The sequence below is a fragment of the Nitrospirillum viridazoti CBAmc genome (assembly GCF_000730165.1).
Classification (GTDB): Bacteria; Pseudomonadota; Alphaproteobacteria; order Azospirillales; family Azospirillaceae; genus Nitrospirillum; species Nitrospirillum viridazoti.
The window spans coordinates 491,513-510,519 of the sequence record NZ_CP022111.1; the positions used below are offsets into that span (position 1 = coordinate 491,513).

13 protein-coding genes are annotated in these 19,007 nt (G+C 64.7%); 7 read left to right on the forward strand and 6 right to left on the reverse strand.

The window, feature by feature from the left end; genetic code table 11:
* Nucleotides 1–64: 64 nt before the first annotated feature.
* On the reverse strand, nucleotides 65–1,753 hold the full coding sequence (locus tag Y958_RS15640) for a methyl-accepting chemotaxis protein (protein ID WP_244909536.1): 1,689 nt from the start codon (nucleotides 1,751–1,753) through the stop codon (nucleotides 65–67).
* 657 nt (nucleotides 1,754–2,410) lie between these two features.
* Between Y958_RS15640 and Y958_RS15645 the strand changes: the two genes are divergently transcribed.
* The 7 genes from Y958_RS15645 (at nucleotide 2,411) to Y958_RS15675 (ending at nucleotide 11,663) form a co-directional block, all read left to right on the forward strand.
* Nucleotides 2,411–3,349 carry a LysR family transcriptional regulator gene (locus Y958_RS15645; protein WP_088872970.1) on the forward strand — a complete coding sequence of 313 codons (939 nt, stop codon included), beginning with the start codon at nucleotides 2,411–2,413 and terminating at the stop codon, nucleotides 3,347–3,349.
* Between the two features lie 261 nt (nucleotides 3,350–3,610).
* The gene (locus Y958_RS15650) at nucleotides 3,611–5,878 is read left to right on the forward strand and encodes a TonB-dependent siderophore receptor (RefSeq protein WP_088872971.1); all 2,268 of its coding nucleotides are present in this window, start codon (nucleotides 3,611–3,613) and stop codon (nucleotides 5,876–5,878) included.
* A gap of 25 nt (nucleotides 5,879–5,903) precedes the next feature.
* Nucleotides 5,904–7,679 (forward strand): ABC transporter ATP-binding protein/permease, encoded by a 1,776-nt coding sequence (locus tag Y958_RS15655; RefSeq protein WP_088872972.1) that lies wholly within the window; start codon nucleotides 5,904–5,906, stop codon nucleotides 7,677–7,679.
* Nucleotides 7,673–9,031, forward strand: a complete 1,359-nt coding sequence (locus Y958_RS15660; protein ID WP_088872973.1) for a TldD/PmbA family protein — start codon at nucleotides 7,673–7,675, stop codon at nucleotides 9,029–9,031. The genes Y958_RS15655 and Y958_RS15660 overlap by 7 nt, the downstream gene beginning before the upstream one ends.
* Nucleotides 9,028–10,479 (forward strand): metalloprotease TldD, encoded by a 1,452-nt coding sequence (tldD, locus tag Y958_RS15665; protein WP_088872974.1) that lies wholly within the window; start codon nucleotides 9,028–9,030, stop codon nucleotides 10,477–10,479. Before Y958_RS15660 ends, tldD begins: the two co-directional genes overlap by 4 nt.
* Nucleotides 10,480–10,494: 15 nt before the next feature.
* The gene (gene trxA, locus Y958_RS15670; protein ID WP_088872975.1) at nucleotides 10,495–10,818 is read left to right on the forward strand and encodes a thioredoxin; all 324 of its coding nucleotides are present in this window, start codon (nucleotides 10,495–10,497) and stop codon (nucleotides 10,816–10,818) included.
* An 8-nt stretch (nucleotides 10,819–10,826) separates the two neighbouring features.
* On the forward strand, nucleotides 10,827–11,663 hold the full coding sequence (locus Y958_RS15675; protein WP_145727582.1) for a hypothetical protein: 837 nt from the start codon (nucleotides 10,827–10,829) through the stop codon (nucleotides 11,661–11,663).
* Nucleotides 11,664–11,847: 184 nt separating this feature from the next.
* Here Y958_RS15675 and Y958_RS15680 read toward each other — a convergent pair whose 3' ends face one another.
* The 5 genes from Y958_RS15680 to poxB form a co-directional block, all read right to left on the reverse strand.
* Nucleotides 11,848–12,702, reverse strand: a complete 855-nt coding sequence (locus Y958_RS15680) for a CPBP family intramembrane glutamic endopeptidase (protein WP_088872977.1) — start codon at nucleotides 12,700–12,702, stop codon at nucleotides 11,848–11,850.
* 33 nt (nucleotides 12,703–12,735) lie between these two features.
* Nucleotides 12,736–15,312: an excinuclease ABC subunit UvrA gene (locus Y958_RS15685; RefSeq protein ID WP_088872978.1), complete on the reverse strand. Its 2,577-nt coding sequence runs from the start codon at nucleotides 15,310–15,312 to the stop codon at nucleotides 12,736–12,738.
* A 70-nt stretch (nucleotides 15,313–15,382) separates the two neighbouring features.
* On the reverse strand, nucleotides 15,383–15,658 hold the full coding sequence (locus Y958_RS15690; RefSeq protein ID WP_088872979.1) for a DUF2783 domain-containing protein: 276 nt from the start codon (nucleotides 15,656–15,658) through the stop codon (nucleotides 15,383–15,385).
* Nucleotides 15,651–17,174, reverse strand: coding sequence for an FAD-dependent oxidoreductase (locus Y958_RS15695; protein ID WP_088872980.1), 1,524 nt, complete (start codon nucleotides 17,172–17,174; stop codon nucleotides 15,651–15,653). Before Y958_RS15695 ends, Y958_RS15690 begins: the two co-directional genes overlap by 8 nt.
* 54 nt (nucleotides 17,175–17,228) lie before the next feature.
* Nucleotides 17,229–18,965 (reverse strand): ubiquinone-dependent pyruvate dehydrogenase, encoded by a 1,737-nt coding sequence (poxB, locus tag Y958_RS15700; protein WP_088872981.1) that lies wholly within the window; start codon nucleotides 18,963–18,965, stop codon nucleotides 17,229–17,231.
* Nucleotides 18,966–19,007: the final 42 nt, after the last annotated feature.

Here is a 19,007-nt window from a genome sequence, read left to right on the forward strand (position 1 = left end):
GGACGCGCCGCCATGGGCGCGCCTTCGCTAGGAGAAAAAGAGAGAGGCGAAAGGGGCCGTCGCCTCAGGCGGCGCGGATCTCCCGCAGGAAGGTGTCGACCTGCTGCTTCAGCAATTCGCCGTTTTTGCTGAGGTCGTTGGCGGCCGAGTGCACCTCGCCCGCGGCGGCCCCGGTTTCCTGGGCGGCACCGCTGACTTCTGCAATGGTCTGGGAGACGTCGTTGGTGCCTTGGGCGGCCTGCTGGACGTTGCGCGTGATCTCGTTCGTCGTCGCGGCCTGCTCCTCCACCGCCGCAGCGATGGTGGTGGAGGCCTGGTTGACCTGGCTGATGATCTCGGCGATGCCCTGGATGGACCTCGCCGACGCTTCCGTCGCTGTCTGCATGCCGGTGATCTGCGCCCGGATCTCATCTGTCGCCTGCGCCGTCTGGGTGGCCAGCGACTTCACCTCGGACGCAACGATGGCGAAGCCCTTGCCGGCATCCCCGGCGCGCGCCGCCTCGATGGTCGCGTTCAGGGCCAGCAGGTTGGTGCGGCTGGCGATGTCGTTGATCAGCGTCACCACCTCACCGATGCGCTGGGCCGACTGCATCAGGCCCTGCACCTCGCCGTTGGTGCGGTCGGCCTGAGTGACGGCATTGGAAATCATCTGGGTGGAGCGTGACACCTGCGCCGTGATCTCCTGGATGGAGGCGGAAAGCTCTTCCGTGGCCGCCGCCACCGTCTGCACATTCTGCGTCGCCTGCATGGAGGCGGCCGCCACCGTTCCCGCCTGGCGGGCGACATTGTCGGAGGAGGCACTCAGGGTCTGGGCCGTGGCCAGCAATTCCGTGGCCTGCGACGTCACGCCGTTGACGACGCCGCCCACGCGGTTCTCGAAGGCGCTGGCCAAATCCAGCATCGCCTGGCGGCGTTCCATCTCCGCGCGCCGCTTCAGCGCCTCCTGCTCCGACCGCAGGCGCTCCGCCTCGATCATGTTGTCCTTGAACACGCCCACGGCTTGGGCCATGCCGCCGATCTCGTCCTGACGATCACGGGCGGGAATTTCCACGCTGGTGTTGCCAGCGGCCAGGGTCTGCATCGCCGCCGTCATATCCACGATGGGCTTGGCCACAGCCCGGGTGAGGCTCCACGCCATGATGACGGCGAGAAGGATGGACAGGCCGCTGCTGACCAGCGCTACCGACGTGGCTGTGCTGAGCGCGCCCGCCTGAAGCACGGCGCGCTGCGCCAGCAGGTCGCGTTCCACCTTGTCAATTTCGGCCACCTTGGCCCGTATCCCGTCCATGGACGCCTTGCCGGCGCCGCTGGCCTCCAGCTTGCGGGCTTGCTCCACCGTTTCTGGCTTGCCCATCAGGCCGATTTCCTTTTCCGCCACGTCCCGGCGCCACGTCTGTTCAAAGCGGCGTAAATCATCAAGGCGCGCCTGTTGCGCAGGATTGTCCGCCGTCAGGGATTTCACTTCCAGGAACGCCGCCTCGAACGCCGCCTGGCCCTTCTGGTAGGGCTCCAGGAATTTGCTGTCGGCACCGATAAGATAGCCGCGTAATCCTGTTTCCCCATCCACCATGCCGGCCATCGCGTTGCTGAGGCGCTCCAGCACCTTATGGGTGTGGTCCGCCCACCCGGTCGTTTCGTCGATGGTGGACAGCGCCCGGTAATTGATGCCAGAGGCGATCAGAGTCACGGCGACGATGACCGCGAAGGCGGCGGCCAGTTTCCGACCGACCTTCATGGAAGAGAAAAGGTTCATTTCGTACCATTGGAGTTGGTGGGTTTATCCTTTCGGATTACGCCTTGCGGATTAAGAAAGTACTAATGCCAGGCCTGCAGGCCTGTTTGTATGCTGAAGGATATAAATGTCGATTATTTGAAATGACGAAGTTATGAAATTATAAGTTTCAATTATAAAGAAATCGCCCTTCATCAGAAAAAAATCCGCGAACTGTGTCGCAGTCGAGCGACATTTCTTGAGAGGTCGCTGGCCGTAACTATAAATCGCGGCTCGGTCGAGGTGGTAGTGGCGGCTAGTTGGAGCGTGCCGCGGCGGCAGAAGATGCCCATGCAAAGACATAAGGAGGCGGGAAACATTGGCGCCTTCCAGCTCTTCTATTGGCGTTGACGGTCGCTGCCCCCCGAACTGGAACACAAAGACTATATCGACTTCCGCGTTCCCGCCGGTTCGGCTTCCATCGTGTAGGTGTAAAGGCGGTCCACCGCGAGGGTTCCGTCAATCAATGTCGGGGCCAACGGGTCAATTAGGCGTATTAGGGTGCAGATACGCCAATGACGGTGTTCATGCCGCCAGATATTCAACGCATGACCGGAGTGATCACGGCGACATTTTTTCCCCTTGCCAGCGTTTGTGGCGAGGAGTGAAGCTGGCGGTTGGAATTTTTGTGAGGGTACTATGGTTAACGGTGGGCTGGATTTTCTTAAGAGAAGTAATTTAAACCAATTTTACGCCCTCGACGCCATTCTGAACACGGCCTCCATAACCGAGGCCGCGACCCGTATGCATATTAGTCAGCCTGCGATGAGTCTCGCTCTCAAGAAATTGCGGGAGCATTTTAGTGATGAGCTTGTCGTATACAGTAACGGCCAAAGGCAAATGACGGCATTGGCGGAGGCCCTTCGTCCCCGCGTGCGCCATTTGTTGCGGGAGGCGGCGGACGTTTTCGGCACGACCCTGAGCTTTGATCCGGCGACGGACCGGAGGACCATCCGCATAGCGGCGCCGGACATGGTGGAGATCACCTTCCTGCCCCTCGTCATTCGGCGCCTTCAGAAGGAGGCGCCGGGTGTGGATATTCACATCGCCCCCTTCCAGTATGCGAATGCGGAAGTAGTGCTGGAAAAAGATATCGATTTGGTGATCGTCTCGGAAAATTTCCAATCAAACAGCCTGTCGAAGGTTCATCTGTTCTATGAACAGCTCTCCTGCATGGTTTGGAAGGATCATCCCGCCGTCGATTATACGATAGATCAGGAGACATATCTGTCGGGTCGCCATGCGGCGATGTTCCAACAAATGGAAGTATTGGGGAATATAAGTGCCGAGACATTGGATTTTCTTGACCGCCGTCACGTTGCAGTCAGGACTGCACGTTATGCCATGCTGCCAAATATTGTGATTGGTACGGATTTGATCGTCACAACCGTTTCGCGATTCGCGCAGTTCTTTGCCAGTATATTGCCGGTCAAGTGTATCCAAACGCCATTCCCAAGCGAATACACGTCCATCATGGCGCAATGGCATCCCCATCGCGACCAGGAACCGCTCATGCGTTGGCTGGTGTCTATCCTGCATGATGAGGCGTCGCGCTTCGCCCTTCATAAATTGGGGTGATGTGGGCATTGGCAGAACTGATTTGCCAGGCCGGCGCTATTCTCCCAATCTAACTTTCAGCTTCTCGCGAAGAAGCTGCCAATCGCCTCCGTGATGGGGGTGAATGGCTAACTACTAAAAAATAAAATTCGGGCAACTGTGCGCCATTCCTTAACGGTTTGGTGACAGGGGAATAATAATATTCAGCCAGCATAACATTGTAGTCTGGAATCATTTAGAGATTCCGGTGGCGATGGCGGCTGACAGAACAGGAGCAGGGGAATGAAGAGCTGGGATCTGTTGGCCGGTGTTTCGGCCGTGGCGGCCTTTGCGGTGGCGCTGCCCGCGGTGGCGCAGAATGTGAGCATCAGTGTGCCGTCGATGCCGATGGAACAAGCGCTGAAGGAGATTGAACGGCAGTCCGGTCATCGCATTGACTATGATCCCGATGCCGTCAAGGACCTGAAGTCCGTGGCGGTCACCGGTGCCAAGGACGAAAACGATGCCATTGAAAAGGCCATCGCGGGCACGCGCCTGGTCCTGATCAATGGCAACGACGGCGTCCCCACCATCATCAGCTTCGTCGTCGTCATGGCGCACCGCGATGAGGCCGAAACCAGCCTGCTGGTTCGCGACGCCTCCACCTCCAGCCGCAGCGGCGCATCCTTGCGTGAGCAGGCCCGCAACACGACGGTCATTTCCAGCAAGCTGATGGAAGATCAGCAGGCGCAGAGCGTGACGGACGCGCTTCGCGATGCCGGCGGCGTCATCCCGAACTTCGCCACCGTCCAGGGTGGTACCAGTTACAGCGTCCGCGGCTTTGGCAGCACCGGCTTGACCAACGGCCTCTCTTCCTCCGTTGGCAACAGTTCCATCGCGGGGGCGTCGCAACCGGTGGCGGGGCTGGAGCGTGTCGAGATTCTGAAGGGGCCGGACGCCCTGCTGAACGGCTCCTACAGCCTGGGCGGCACCATCAACCTCGTGACCAAGAAGCCGACCGCCGACCCCTTGCTGAACGCCTCCTTGGAATATGGCAGCTATCAGACGCGCAAGGGCACGATCGATGCCTCCGACGCGTTGAGCGACGACGGGAGAATAAGCGGCCGCCTCATCCTGTCCGGCTCCGACGCCGACCGCAACATGCAGAATTACCGCGGGGATCAGAATTATCTGGTCGCTCCCAGCCTGCGCTATAAGGATGAGAAGACGGACGCGATCCTGAGCGCCCAGTTCTACGAGCAAGATACCGGCGTAAACCCCTATACCTACATGTATAAGGGGCAGATCGCCCCGGTGAGGACACAGCCCATCGGCCCCGCCGACACCGGCTTCAACGCGAATGACAAGGAAGTCACTTATTCGGTTGAGCACAAGGCCACCGACTGGCTTACGGTCGTCAGCCGCGGGCAATACCAGAACCAGGATCTCAGCTTCGGATTCTATGCGCCTTATGTCGTGCTGGCGCCCACGACCCTGCTGATAAACAATTCGCAGAATGAACAGCGCAACAGCACCTGGTCTCTGGACGATTATGCCAGGCTGAAATTCGACACGTTTGCCATCAATCACAACATCAACATTGGTTATAGCTTCGTTCAGACGCACGATGACGCGCTTGACTCATCGAAGTCGAGTTTCTTTCCCTTCAGTCTGACGACGGGTGTCGTCAAAGCCATTCCGCCAATCGATGAGATGTCCTACGGCCTGGACTATAATGAACAGGCATTTTACTTCCAGGATATCATGACATGGGGGCCGGCACACTTCATTGGCGGGGTGCGTCAGAATTGGTTTGACAGCACCAGTCATATTCCAGGGCGCCCAGCCGCCGAGTACTCCGCCTCAGCGTCGGTACCAAGCTTTGGCGCGGTGTACGACATAACCGATAATTTGTCGTTGTTCGGTAACTATGCGCTTGGCTTCATCCCGAATTTTTCCCTGGATTATACCAAGAACAGGCTGCCCGACATCTCCTCCAAGAACCTTGAGGGCGGCGTGAAGCTGTCCATGATGGATCAGAAGCTGGAGTTGGTGGCATCGGTCTTCCGCCTGCAGCAAAGCAACGTGGTGGTTTCCGACCCGGCTCACCCCGGCTATTACATCTCCACCCAAGGCCAGGAAAGCAAAGGCGTCGATCTCGATTTGCGCGGCACGATCCTGCCCGGCTGGACGGTCGTTTCCACCTTCACCTACAGCAAGTTTGACCAATTGACCCGCAAGCTGGGCGCTTATGTGGCGGGCCAGCCGCGCGTCAAGTACAGCCTCTATACGTCCTATACTCACCCGGTAGACGAGGACTTGAATCTGACCGTGTCGGGCGGGCTGTACGGAAACTCCAGTTCCTATGTCAATACCAGCGGGACGGAAAAAGTCCCGGACGCCAAGCAATTCGATGTCAACGTCATTGGCGCCTATAAATCTTGGCAGCTCAATGTGGGTGTCAAAAATCTGTTCGACCGCCGCAACTACGGTGTGTCGGTTGCCGACAGCTACATTCCTGTTCTGGAACCGCGCACCTGGCACGCCACCTTGTCCTACAAATTCTTCTAATGTGCTGAGATCGAGTGTCGCCTGAATGAGCACGTCGAACCATACAGTGAAGGAAGCCCGGCCACAGGCCGGGCTTCCCAGCGTCAGCACCGAGGTACGGATACGTCACTTTCTCAAGCTGCTGACATCATACTGGTTATCCTCGGACTGGATGTTTGCCTGGTTTGGCACCGCTTTCCTTTTGGGGAGCAAGTACATTGTCATTTATATGTCAGTACAGGCAAACAGTTGGCAACACTCTTTCTATGATGTCGTCCAAAATAAACAGGTTGATCTTTTCATACCCGAGATCATCAAGTTTTTTCTGATCAACGGCTGCTCGGCCGTGGTCCTCGTACTTGATGTATACTTCTACGGCATGTTCTCCATGAGATGGCGGACCTTCCTGACCACGGAATATGTGGCGCGCTGGATGAAGAACAATGGGTTCTATTCCATGGAAAGGGCCGCGTTGATTGATAACCCGGATCAGAGAATAGCCGAAGATATCAAAGATTTCACAAATAGTGTAATGGCCATAGTAGTAGGACTCTTTGGTTCCATAACAGCCGGCATCAGTTTTGGTTCTGTGCTTTGGAGCGCAGCGGCGCCGATACGGTTCCTGATCGCTGGGTATCACATCTCCATACCCGGCGACATGCTGTGGTATTCCCTACTGTATACGGTGCTGACCACCGGGGCCATCATCTGGGTCGGCCGGCCCCTGATTTCCCGCACCATGCGCCAGCAACAGGTGGAGGCCGATTTCCGCTTCGGCTTGATCTACATTCGCCGCAATGCCGAACAAATCGCCTTCCTGGATGCCGCGCCGACAGAGGTACAGTCCCTACGGGAGGCATTCGACCGTATCAAAAAGAATTATCACCGACTGATTCTGGCCCAGATGGGCATCAACGCGACGGGACACATATTCGATAGCGTTGGGAAATTACTTCCCGTGTTTCTGACCATCCCAAAATACTTTGCCGGTACCTTGACCTTTGGCGGTGTCATGGCGGCCCAGGACGCGTTCCGTCAAATGACCTCTTCTCTTTCATTTTTCTATCAAGCCTTCCAGTCATTCGCCCAGCAAATCGCCAACGTCAACCGTATCTGGGCTTTCGATCAAGTGCTGGAGCGGGGAGGGGCCTCAGGTATCCAAGTAATAAAGGAAGATAGCAGAGAAATCGCTGCACGCGATCTCCGGCTCGATTTCTACCACAACGCGTCCCTGACCATCGGCGATTGGACAATCCTGCCGGGCCAGCGCTGGGTGGTGGTGGGGCCGTCGGGAATTGGCAAGAGTTCCACCATGAGGGCCATCGCCGGCTTGTGGCCGGATGGCGCCGGGGTGGTTCAGGTGCCGTCCCAGGGCCTGACCATGTTCGTGCCACAGCGCCTCTATCTGCCCATCGGAACCCTGAAGAACGCCATCTGCTTTCCCGGTTCGCCGGATGCGTACGACGACGACCAGGTCATCTCCCTGCTCAGTGTCGTCGGGCTGCAGAAGCATGCCCAGCGGTTGCATGAATCCCGCTCCTGGGCCGACCAGCTCTCCCCGGGAGAGCAGCAAAGGTTGGCCCTGGTCCGCATTCTGCTGTACCGGCCGGACCGCCTGGTCCTTGACGAAGCCACCAGCGCGCTGGACATGGCGAACGCGCTGCATTTTTACGCCACCCTGCTTGAGCGCCTGCCGTCCGTCACCCTGATCAGCGTGGTTCATGATGAGCGCCTGACGCCGTTCCATACCCACTGCCTGCGGTTGGCGGCGGAGGGGGTGACGCAGTCCGCGCTGGACCCCGAAGAGGAAACCGTATGTTAAGCGCCTATATCAGCGACAGCGAGGCGGACCTGCGCGCGGCCAGCCAGCAGGCCGTGGAATTGGCCCTGCGCGCGGGCGCCAAGGATGCCAGTGCCAGCGCCTTTTCCGGTGGCGGGCTTCAGATCGGCTTGCGGGATGGGCGGCTGGAGACGGCCATGCGCAGCGGCCATCGCTCCCTCAACCTGACGGTCTTCCAGGAAGGCAGGGTGGGTGCCGCGTCCACGACCACCCTCGATCCCGAGGCCATCCAGCGCCTGGTGCAGGAGGCAGTCAGCATCATGCGTTGGGCGCAGCCGGACGCCGACAACGGCTTGGCGGATGCCATGGATCTGGCCCATGACGTTCCCCACCCCCCGCAGTATGAGCCGGTCAGCGACGATGCCGCGGCCATGGCCGAGGAGGCGCAGAACATGCAGCGCGCGCTGCACGCCGTCGAAAAGCCGGCCGGGACGGAGCTGCGAACGTCGGAAGTGGGGCTCAGTTGCTCCGAGACCTTGTCGGTGATGCTCACCTCGTCCGGCTTCTGCCGTGCCAGCCTCGGCTCCAGCCAGGCGCGCTGGTGTTCGGTGACGGCGATGCGGGACGGTGCCATGGCACGGGACTATGCGCAGTCCATGGCCCGCAGGCGAAGCGACCTTCGCGGGACGGATTGGCTGGTGGACCGCGCGGTGCAGGGGGCTGCCGGGCAGTTGGGGGCCCGCACCGTGCCATCCGTCACCGGGCTGGTCCTGTTCAGTCCACGGACCGCGCAAGCGCTGATCGAGGATGTGGTCGGTGCGCTGATGGGCGCCGCCCAGTACCGGCGTGCCAGCTTCCTGGCCGGTGCGCTGGGGGACTTGGTCGCGGCGGACCACATCGACCTGATCGAGGATCCGTTCGAGCCCTGGGGGCTGGCCAGCGGCGCCTACGACGGTGAGGGCGTCGCCGGCAGCCGCCGTCCGATCCTGGATGCCGGTGTGGTCAAGGGCTACTTCCTGAACAGCCTGAACGCCCGGCGTCTGGGGATGCGGACGACGGGCAACGCCAGCGGCCCGTACAACCTGACGCTTTCCAGCCGCCGTCCCGGCGGCGACGGCTTGGCGATGCGGCGGCATCTCGGCACTGGTCTGCTGGTCACTGCGATCACCGGCGGACGGACCGACCCGGCGACGGGGCATTGGAGCCGGGCGGTCGAGGGATATTGGATCGAGGATGGCGTCCAGCAATTCCCGGTCGCCGGCATCACCTTGAGCGGGGATATGCGCACGATGCTGCGGGAAATCATCCATGTCGGCGACGACGTCGAGCGATTCGGTGCCTTTCGCACGGGATCCGTTCTGGTGGACGCGATGCATATCGGAGGACGGGCATGAACAATCCGCCAAGCATGGATTGGGCCCGGCGTCTGATCCTCCATCCCAATCAGTTGGATGAGGTCGAGCTGTCGCGCGCGCTGGAGCAATTGGCGGCCGGTGCCGACTTCGCCGACATGTTCTTCGAAAGCACCAAGTCGCGCGAGTGGCGGCTGGACAACGGCAAGGTTTCGGCGGGCAGATTTTCCATCGGCCAGGGGCTCGGCTCCCGCGCGGTGCGTGGCGATCAGGTTTCCTTCGCGCATACCGGTGACTTCCGCCCGGAGGCCATAAGATCCGCGCATCGGACGGTGCAGGCTCTGACCCGGTTGGGCGGCGGGGTGGCGGCCGCTCCCTCGGTGTCGCTCGTCCCACAGTTGACGGACCACGGGCTGTACCCCCGGAAGGACCCCTTGGCGTCCGCCGACCTGCTGCCCTGGGTCCAGCTGCTGGAGAAGGTGGACATGCTGGCCCGGGCGGCGCATCCCGGCGTTCGCCAGGTCAACGCGTCCTTGTCATCGTCGCATCGGGTGGTGTTGATCGCCAATACCGATGGGCAGTTGGTTGCCGACGTGCGTCCCGTGACGCGGCTGTTCATCCATATCGTGCTGGAGCGTGCCGGGACCCGCGCGCAAGGAAGCGCGGGCGTTGGTGGGCGGTACGGCCTGGAGGGCCTGGAGGATGAGGCGGTGGCCTCCACCATATCCCAGGCCGTGCGTGTCGCCACCGTCAACCTGGATGCGCGGCCGGCCCCGGGCGGGGTGATGCCGGTGGTGCTGGGGCCGGGCTATGCCGGCGTCCTGTTCCACGAGGCGGTCGGCCACGGGCTGGAGGGGGATCATCACCGCAAGGGCCTTTCCGCCTTCGCCGGCCGCATGGGGGAGCGTATCGCGCCCGAGACGGTGACCGTTCTGGATGACGGGTCCCTGCCAGGCCGGCTGGGCAGCCTCGGCGTCGATGACGAAGGAACGCCTGGGCAAAGGAACGCCCTTATCGAGAACGGCGTGCTGACCGGGCTGATGCAGGACCGCCTGAACGCCCGCCTCATGAACATGAGGCCGACGGGAAATGCGCGGCGCCAGTCCTATGCGCATCTTCCCATGCCGCGGATGACGAACACCTTCCTCCTGGCCGGCCAGGAGGATCCGAACGACATCGTCGCGTCGGTGGCGCGCGGCATCTACGCCCCCCGCATGGGGGGCGGTCAGGTGGATATCACCAGCGGCCGTTTCAATTTCACGGCCGTCGAGGCCTATCTCATCGAGGACGGCAAGATCACCGCCCCGGTGAACGGGGTGACGCTGGTGGGGGTGGGGCATGAGGCGCTGCGCCACATCCGTGCTGTCGGCCATGACTGGGCGCTGGATGAGGGAATCGCGACCTGCGGCAAAGCGGGCCAGACGGTTAGCGTCAGCGTGGGACAGCCGACCCTGCGGATCGATGAAATGGTTGTAAGTGGCAGTGTGTGACCTGGAGGAATCAAAATGAAAAAAGCGACCAATGTGAATTCTGTGGAATTCAATTCGAAAGTTCTTGATGCTGGAAGCCCTGTCCTGGTGGATTTCTGGGCGCCGTGGTGTGGGCCTTGCCGCGCACTGGCCCCGATACTTGACGAGGTGGCCGCCGATTTTGACGGCGCCATGGATGTCTATAAAGTCGATATCGAGGCAGAGCCGGACGTGGCCGCCCGCTTCGGTGTGCAGACCGTGCCCGTGCTGATCCTGTTCAAGGGCGGTGAGGAGATCCATCGCCGGGTCGGCACCCTCTCGCGCACGCAGCTCACGGCCATCATCGAGCAGAAATTATGACGGTCAGCATGTCCGCGTTTCACGGCCGTCCGGAATTGAAGCAGAGGCTGCTCGATAGCATCGACGCGCTGATCAACCAGGGGCATATCACGGGCAAACGGAATGCCAAGTCCCTGACGGGCCTGTTGTCGATCGACTCTGAAGAGTTCTCAGATGTCTATGGCCTGCCCCCGTCCCTGGTGCTGTTGCTGGACGTCATGCCGGCCTATGCGGGTAGTGCAGCCGCGATCGCGGCCTGGCGGGATTTGGTGGTGGCCATAGAGCCGGGGGCGGACCTAACCCTCCCATTGTATGGCTTCCTGCTGATGATGCTGGTCCCGCCACGGGATGACATCGATCCGTCGGACATCACGGGACGTTTGTCGAAACTTCACCAGAGGCTTTCGGCCGGCGAGGTGGTGGCGCGTGCCGAATGGGCCAGCCTCCGGAACGAGCTGGTCGCCCTGTCGGAAGAGAAGTTTGCGCCGGGCGATCGGCGTAAACTGCAATATTCCGTTTGGGAAGCGGCCGCGTGGCCGCTGAGCAGTTCCCCCAGCATATTGGTTCAGATGTTCAGAAGCTGGGGGATCCTGAGCGAGCTGGTGCCGGATCCGGAATGGTCCGACGCCGACGAGGCCCGCAAGGACCAGGTTCTCAACGAGATTTGGCAGGAACAGGCCCCGGCGCGCACCGCAGGGGAACGGCCGAACTACCCGGCCCTGTTCAGCGCGCGTGAGCCTGACCTGGCCGGCCGGTTTGAGGCCCATCTGTTCCGGGCGAACGCGGGCGCCACCGCGCGGTGGATCGAGGCGGTCAACTATCTGGCGATGCTGTTCACGCGCCAAGGCGTCACGGATCAGGTTTGACGGAACGCCTGATGGCGTGGTGACGCCAGGATCGAAGAAGGCGTCACCACGCCGTGGCCCGAACGAAAGCCGGCCGCTTTCGTTAAGTCCATGATTTCCAAGAGGCGGTGCTCAGGATAATGGGAGCCGGCGATCGGTTAGCCAATGCGACTGCCGCCTCCAGCAAGCGCATGGCGGGCGGCGGTCATCCCGCCGCTTGCAGCATGGGGTAGGTGAACAGGAAGAAGTGGGTGGCGTTCAGGCCCACGTGGGCCAGGATGGCCGCCGGCAACCCGCCCCGGCGGTAGGCCAGGCCATAGCCGACGCCGGCGATGGTGCCCAGGATCATCCAGCGCGGGCCGCCGCCCAGGTGGGCCAGCCCGAACAGGGCCGAGGCCGCCAGCAGGGCGGCCGCCCGTCCCCAGCGCCGGCGCTCCAGCAGGCGCGTCAGTCCGCCCTGGATGTAGCCGCGGAACAGCGCCTCCTCCGCCACGGTCACGAAGGCCAGGTTGTCGGCCAGCCAGAGGCCGGCGCCGGCCGGGTATTTCGGTGCCCAGGCGACGGCGCCCAGCGCCAGGGCCGCCATCAGGCAGGCGACCGAGGCGCCCAGCCAGCCTGCGGCCGCCGCGGTCAGCGTGGCACGCGGCGGCCGCAGATCGCGGATCGCCGGCATCACCATCAGCAGCCACAGGCCCGCTAGCGGCTTGTCCAGGTTCAGGTAAAGGCTGAAGGGCACGGCATCCGGCGTGATGCGCGCCGGCCCCATGGCGCGGGGGTTGTGGAAGCCCGGCCACAGATGGGCGGACAAGGCGACGGCCAGCGCCAGGAACAGGCCATGGCCCAGGGACCGGACCAGGGGTGGGTGGCGCGCCCCCACCGCCCAGGCCGCGACCCCCAACAAGGCCAAGGCCCCGCCCGCCGGCCAGCCCAGCTGTCCATTCACGGTCGCCACCGCGTAGCCCACGGCCAGGAAGCCCAAGGCCCAGAGACGGAAACGATCCGTCCAGGCGGTGGCCGTGGCCAGCGCCAGGGCGATCCAGGGAAGGGAGGACGTCAGCATCGGATCTCGGGTGGCCGGGCGGTTCGCCCATGCCTAACCCAAGCGCAGGAAGGGCCGCAAGTGGGGGGCCGTGCGGCTGTCGGGCGATGCCGCCACCACCGCCGGCACCCCGGCCGCCACCACACGCCCGCCCTCGTCGCCGGCGCCGGGGCCGATGTCGATCACCCAGTCGCTGGCCGCCGCCACGCCCATGTCGTGGTCCACCACCACCACCGTGTTGCCGGCCGCGACCAGGGCGTCCAGTTGGGCCACCAGCCGCTCCACATCCGTGGGGTGCAGGCCCGTGGTGGGCTCATCCAGCACGTAAAGGGCGCCGCCCCGCTGGGCCCGCTGCAGTTCCGTCGCCAGCTTGATGCGCTGCGCCTCCCCCCCGGAGAACTCGGTGGCCGGCTGCCCCAGGCGCAGATAGTCGAGGCCCACCTGGCGCAGCACGTCCAGCGACCGGCGCACGGCCGGCACGTCATGGAAGAAGTCGGATGCCGCCGCCACCGTCAGGCCCAGGACGTCGGCGATGGTCTTGCCGCGATAGGTGATCTCCAGCGTCTGGGCGTTATAGCGGGTGCCATGGCAGACGGGGCAGGGGGCGTAGACGCTGGGCAGGAACAGCAGTTCCACCATGACGAAGCCCTCGCCCTCGCAGCGGGGGCAGCGCCCCTTGGCCACGTTGAAGGAGAAGCGGCCGGCATCGTAACGCCGCCGCTTGGCCTCGGGCGTCTCCGCGAACAGGGTGCGAACATGGTCCAGCAGGCCGGTGTATGTCGCCAGGTTGGACCGGGGCGTGCGGCCGATGGGTTTCTGGTCCACCCGGATCAGGCGCTTGATGCCGCCCAGCGCGTCCTTGGGCCCGCCTTCGATGCGGCCCTCGGTCTCGGCCACCGGTTCCTGTTCCAGCATGGCCTCGGCGCCGGCCGGCGGCTCCTCCACCGCCACCGGCGCGCCCAGGGCCTTGCCCACCAGGTCGACCAGCGCCTGGCTGACCAGACTGGACTTGCCGGAGCCGGAGATGCCGGTGACGGCGGTCATGACGCCCAGCGGGAAGGCGCAGTCCAGGTTGGTCAGGTTGTTGCGGGTGACGCCGGCCAGGCGCAGCCAGCCCTGGGGGGCGCGTGGCGTCCGCCGCTGTCCCTCCTCCGCAGCGAACAGGTGGCGGGCGGTCTCTGAGGCCGCCACGCGGCGCAGCCCCTGGGGCGGCCCGCTGTACAGGATGCGCCCGCCGCCCTCGCCGGCCGCGGGGCCGACATCGACGATCCAGTCGGCATGGCGCACCACGTCCAGGTCGTGCTCGACCACGAACAGGGAATTGCCCACGGCCTTCAGCCCATCCAGCGCGCGCAGCAGCGCCTGGGTGTCGGCCGGGTGCAGGCCCGCCGACGGCTCGTCCATCACATAGACCACGCCGAACAGGTTCGAGACGACCTGGGTCGCCAGACGCAGGCGCTGCAATTCCCCGGGTGACAGGGTAGGCGTGCTGCGCTCCAGCGTCAGATAGCCCAGGCCCAGGTCCAACAGCACGGCCAGGCGCCGGCACAGGTCGGCGGCGATGCGGGCGATGACGATGGCCGTTTCCGGCCGCGTCCGGCGCAATTCCTCCAGCCGCTCCGAGCCATCGTCGGCATAGGCGGCGAACAGGGACGCTATGCGCTTCAGCGGCAGCTGGCCCATGGCCGCGATATCGAGGCCTTCGAAGGTCACCGACAGCGATTCCGGCCGCAGGCGGCGGCCGGCGCAGGTGGGGCAGGCGCTGCTGACCATGAAACTTGCCGCGCGCTTTTTCATCATGGCGCTGTGGGTGGTGGCGAAGCTGTGCATGACATGGCGGCGCGCGCTGGAGAAGGTGCCCATGTAGTTGGGCGGCAGCTTGCGGCGAACGGCCTCCCGCACTTCCGCCACGCTGAAGCCGGGATAGACCGGCACCTCGGGCTGTTCCTCGGTGAACAGGATCCAGTCGCGCGTCTCGCGCGGCAGGTCGCGCCAGGGTGTGTCGACGTCGATGCCTAGGGTGATCAGGATGTCGCGCAGGTTCTGCCCGCCCCAGGCGGTGGGCCAGGCCGCCACCGCCCGCTCGCGTATGGTCAGCGACGGGTCGGGCACCATGCTGGCCTCCGTCACCTCATGCACCCGGCCCAGGCCATGGCAGGTGGGGCAGGCCCCCTCCGGCGTGTTGGCGGAAAAGGCCTCCGCCTCCAGCAGGGGCTGGCCCGGCGGATAGTCGCCGGCGCGGGAGTACAGCATGCGCAAGAGGTTCGACAGGGTGGTGACGCTGCCGACGGAGGAGCGCGCGGTGGGCGACCCGCGCTGCTGCTGCAGGGCCACGGCCGGCGGCAACCCCTCGATGGCGTCCACGTCCGGCACGCTCATCTGGTGGAACAGTCGGCGGGCGTAAGGCGATACCGATTCCAGGTAACGGCGCTGCGCCTCGGCATAGAGGGTGCTGAAGGCCAGGGAGGATTTACCGGAACCGGAGACGCCGGTGAACACCACCAAGGCATCGCGCGGAATGTCCACGTCGACATTCTTCAGATTATGCTCCCGCGCGCCCCGCACCCGGACGAAGCCGGCTTTGGCCGTGTCCGTGTCGGCGGCGTCTTCGGGATCATGACGGTCGTGCATCCATGCCTCCTCGCGCCGGGCAAGGCCCCGGGCAGGCGCCAAGGTGCCACAACCGGCCGGCCCGTGGCATTCAACCTTGGTCGGGCCCACCCTGTTGGGGCCGCCCTTGGCCGGGCGCCGCCGTTCGTGCCCGCTCGATGGCGGCCAGCACCAGGGGCACGTCACCCACGGCGTTGGCCAGCAGCAGAACCAGGCTGGCGTTCAGGGCGGCGCTGGCCTCGAACGCCAGCCCCTCATGCGCGGCCAGCAGGGCGGCGTAGATGTCGTCGCCCCGGCCCCCTAAACGGTCTTCGCCTAAACGATCTCGGGCCGGGCGGTCCGCGGCCAGGGGATTGATGTCAGTCATGGGCGGGTTCTCCCAGGGCGCGCCGGTGGGCGCGGCGGATGGCGGTGGCGTCGACCCCGGCGGGGAAACGGGCGGCGACATGCTGGTCGGGCCTGATGAGGTAAAGGGCGCCGGCGCCGTAGCGCCGGGCAGCCAGGCCGCCGGCCGGCAGCCGCAGCAAGGGCAGGCCCGTTTCCGCCGGGACCACCGTGTCGCCCACCGCCAGCAGGATGAACCCCCGCCCCAGACGGTCCAGCACGAAACCGTCATCCAGCGGCGCGTCGGGGCAGGGCGTGCCGGGGGCCAGCAGACCGGGGGCGCCGGGCTCGGCTGGGGTCTGCAGCGACAGGCCGGCCAGGGAACAGGGCAGGGACAGGCGGCCGGAATTGACCAGGCGGCGGGCGAAGGTATGGTCGGCCGCCAGGTCCAGCACCGCCTGGCGGAACAGGCGTTCCATGGCGCTCTTGGGTGTCATGAAGGTGGTGGCACGGGCGGAGTTCAGGATGTTCTCGTCCGCGCCCCGGCCGCGCTCCTCATCGTAACTGTCCAGCAGGGCGGCCGGCGCCCGGCCCTGGACCACCAGGGCCAGCTTCCAGGCCAGGTTGTCCGCGTCCTGGATGCCGCCATTGCCGCCCCGGGCACCAAAGGGGGAGACGACATGGGCGCTATCGCCGGCGAAGATCACCCGCCCGTGCCTGAAGCGCGCCAGCCGCCGGCACTGGAAGGTGTAGACGGAGGTCCAGGCCAGGCGGAAGGGCCGATCACCCACCATGGCGCGAATGCGGGGGATGATGCGCTCCGGCCGCATTTCCTCCGCCGGATCGGCATCGGGGCCCAGTTGCAGGTCGATGCGGTAGATGTCGTCGGGCTGCTTGTGCAGCAGGGCGGACGGGCCGTTGTGGAAGGGCGGTTCGAACCAGAACCAGCGCTCCGCCGGGAAATCGGCTTTCATCTCCACATCGGCGATGAGGAAGCGCTCTTCAAAGGCCTGGCCGGCGAAATCCAGCCCCAGCAGGCCGCGCACCGGCGACCTGCCGCCGTCGCAGGCAACCAAATAGTCCGCCGCCAGGTCATAGGCGCCGTCGGGCGCCTCCACCCGCACGGCCACACCCGCGTCCTCCGGCGTGACGCCCACCACCCGGTGGCGCCAGCGCAGGTCGATCAGGTCGGGAAAGTCGGCGCAGCGCGCCACCAGCAGGCGCTCCACCTCATGCTGGGGCAGGTTGATGAAGGCCGGCATGCGGTGCCCGTCCTCCGGCAGCAGGTCGAAGGCGTAGACCTGGCGGGGACCATGGAACAGGCGCCCCACCTTCCAGGTGACGCCCCGATCCACCATGGGCCTGGCGACGCCGAGCCGATCGAAAATCTCCAACGTGCGCTTGGCCCAGCAGATGGCGCGGGAGCCCACGGGCAACCGGTCATTGTCGTCCAGCACCACGGTCGCCACGCCGCGCAGCGCCAGGTCGATGGCGGCCGCCAAGCCCACCGGTCCCGCGCCGCCGACGACGACCGGCGGGCGCCTCTCGTTCCGATCCATTCCCCGATCCCCCTGGGCGCACTGTAGACGCCCGGGGGAAAGCGGGCAAAGGCCTTACCGCCAGAGGTTGGTCTTGGCCAGGTCCACCAACTCGTCGCCCCGGCCGCTCATCACCGCCTTCAGCATGTACAGGGTGAAGCCCTTGGCCATTTCGGCGTTGATGGCCGGCGGAATGGGCAGCTCGGTGCGCGCCACCACCGCGTCCACCAGGACGGGACCATCATGGGCGAAGGCCTCGCGCAGGCCCGGTTCCACCTCATAGGGGCGTTCCAGGCGGATGCCCTTGATGCCCACCGCCTCCGCCAGCGCGGCGAAGTTGGGGTTGTCCAGGTCGGTGCCGAAGGGCAGGAAGCCGGTGGACTTCTGCTCCACCTCGATGAAGCCCAGGGCGCCGTTATTGAAGACGATGATCTTGGCCGGCAGCCCCCGCTGCTTGAAGGTCAGCAAATCCCCCATCAGCATGGTGAAGCCGCCGTCGCCGGACAGGGACACCACCTGCCGGCCAGGGAAAGCCGCCTGGGCGCCCAGCGCCATGGGCATGGCGTTGGCCATGGACCCATGCCAGAGGGAACCGATCAGGCGCCGCCGGCCGTTCATGGCCAGGTAGCGCGCGGCCCACACCGTGGGCAGGCCGACGTCGAAGGTGAAGACGGCGTCCTCGGCCGCCAGGTCGCTGACGGCCTTGGCCACCTGCTGCGGATGGATGACGCCGTGGCCGGCGCCAGGGGTGGCCAGGGCGTCCAGGTCCGCCCGTGCGCGCCGGTAGTGCTTTACCGCCTTTTCCAGATGGGCCGCGTCCGTCTTCGGTGCCAGGCGGGGCAGCAGGGCGCGCACGGTGGCGCCGACATCGCCCACCAAGCCCAGGTCCAGCGATGCCCTGCGGCCCAGTTGGCCGGGGCGGATGTCGACCTGTGCCACCGCGACACCCGCGCCCTTGGGATAAAACTGGCGATAGGGGAAGTCCGTGCCCAGCATCAGCAGCATGTCGGTATCCAGCATGGCATAATAGCCGGAGGAAAAGCCGATCAGGCCGGTCATGCCCACGTCATAGGGATTGTCGTACTCCACATGCTCCTTGCCTTTCAGGGCGTGGACGATCGGGGCCTTCAGCGCCTCCGCCAGCGCCACCACCGCGTCATGGGCGCCGGCGCAGCCCGAGCCGCACAACAGGGTGACGCGGCCGCTGCGGTTCAGCAGGTCGGCCAGGGCGTCCAGCTCCGCGTCCTCGGGCACCACCACGGGCGGCTTGGGCACCAGGCCGGCGGGCTTGGGTCGCACCTCCGTCACCGCTTCCTTCAAGGCGACGTCGCCGGGGATGACGACGACGGAAACGCCCCGCTCGCCGATGGCTGTGCGGATAGCAATCTCCAGGCTGCGCGGCATCTGCGCCGGGTCGGACACCAGTTCGCAATAATGGCTGCATTCCCGAAACAGGTCCTGGGGATGGGTTTCCTGGAAATAGCCGGATCCGATCTCGGGCGAGGGGATGTGGGCGGCGATGGCCAGTACGGGCACGCGGGACCGGTGGCAGTCGAACAGCCCATTGATCAGGTGCAGGTTGCCCGGCCCGCAGCTGCCGGCGCAGACGGCGATGGTGCCCGTCAGGTGGGCGTCGGCGCTGGCGGCGAAGGCCGCCACCTCCTCATGCCGCACGGGGATCCATGTGATGTCGCCCCGCCGGCGCAGGGCGTCGGTCAGGCCGTTCAGGCTGTCGCCCACGACCCCATAGATGCGTTTGACACCGGCGGCGGCCAGCGTGGCGGCGAATTGGTCGGCAACGGTCATGGACATGGGCGGCGGTCTCCTCATGAGGGCGGGTCAGGGGCAAACGGA

Bases quoted from the DNA above. Each gene is read 5' to 3' on its own strand.
- Y958_RS15640 (WP_244909536.1), bottom strand. From the start codon at position 1,753: ATGAACCTTTTCTCTTCCATGAAGGTCGGTCGGAAACTGGCCGCCGCC.
- Y958_RS15645 (WP_088872970.1), top strand. From the start codon at position 2,411: ATGGTTAACGGTGGGCTGGATTTTCTTAAGAGAAGTAATTTAAACCAA.
- Y958_RS15650 (WP_088872971.1), top strand. From the start codon at position 3,611: ATGAAGAGCTGGGATCTGTTGGCCGGTGTTTCGGCCGTGGCGGCCTTT.
- Y958_RS15655 (WP_088872972.1), top strand. From the start codon at position 5,904: ATGAGCACGTCGAACCATACAGTGAAGGAAGCCCGGCCACAGGCCGGG.
- Y958_RS15660 (WP_088872973.1), top strand. From the start codon at position 7,673: ATGTTAAGCGCCTATATCAGCGACAGCGAGGCGGACCTGCGCGCGGCC.
- tldD (WP_088872974.1), top strand. From the start codon at position 9,028: ATGAACAATCCGCCAAGCATGGATTGGGCCCGGCGTCTGATCCTCCAT.
- trxA (WP_088872975.1), top strand. From the start codon at position 10,495: ATGAAAAAAGCGACCAATGTGAATTCTGTGGAATTCAATTCGAAAGTT.
- Y958_RS15675 (WP_145727582.1), top strand. From the start codon at position 10,827: ATGTCCGCGTTTCACGGCCGTCCGGAATTGAAGCAGAGGCTGCTCGAT.
- Y958_RS15680 (WP_088872977.1), bottom strand. From the start codon at position 12,702: ATGCTGACGTCCTCCCTTCCCTGGATCGCCCTGGCGCTGGCCACGGCC.
- Y958_RS15685 (WP_088872978.1), bottom strand. From the start codon at position 15,312: ATGCACGACCGTCATGATCCCGAAGACGCCGCCGACACGGACACGGCC.
- Y958_RS15690 (WP_088872979.1), bottom strand. From the start codon at position 15,658: ATGACTGACATCAATCCCCTGGCCGCGGACCGCCCGGCCCGAGATCGT.
- Y958_RS15695 (WP_088872980.1), bottom strand. From the start codon at position 17,174: ATGGATCGGAACGAGAGGCGCCCGCCGGTCGTCGTCGGCGGCGCGGGA.
- poxB (WP_088872981.1), bottom strand. From the start codon at position 18,965: ATGTCCATGACCGTTGCCGACCAATTCGCCGCCACGCTGGCCGCCGCC.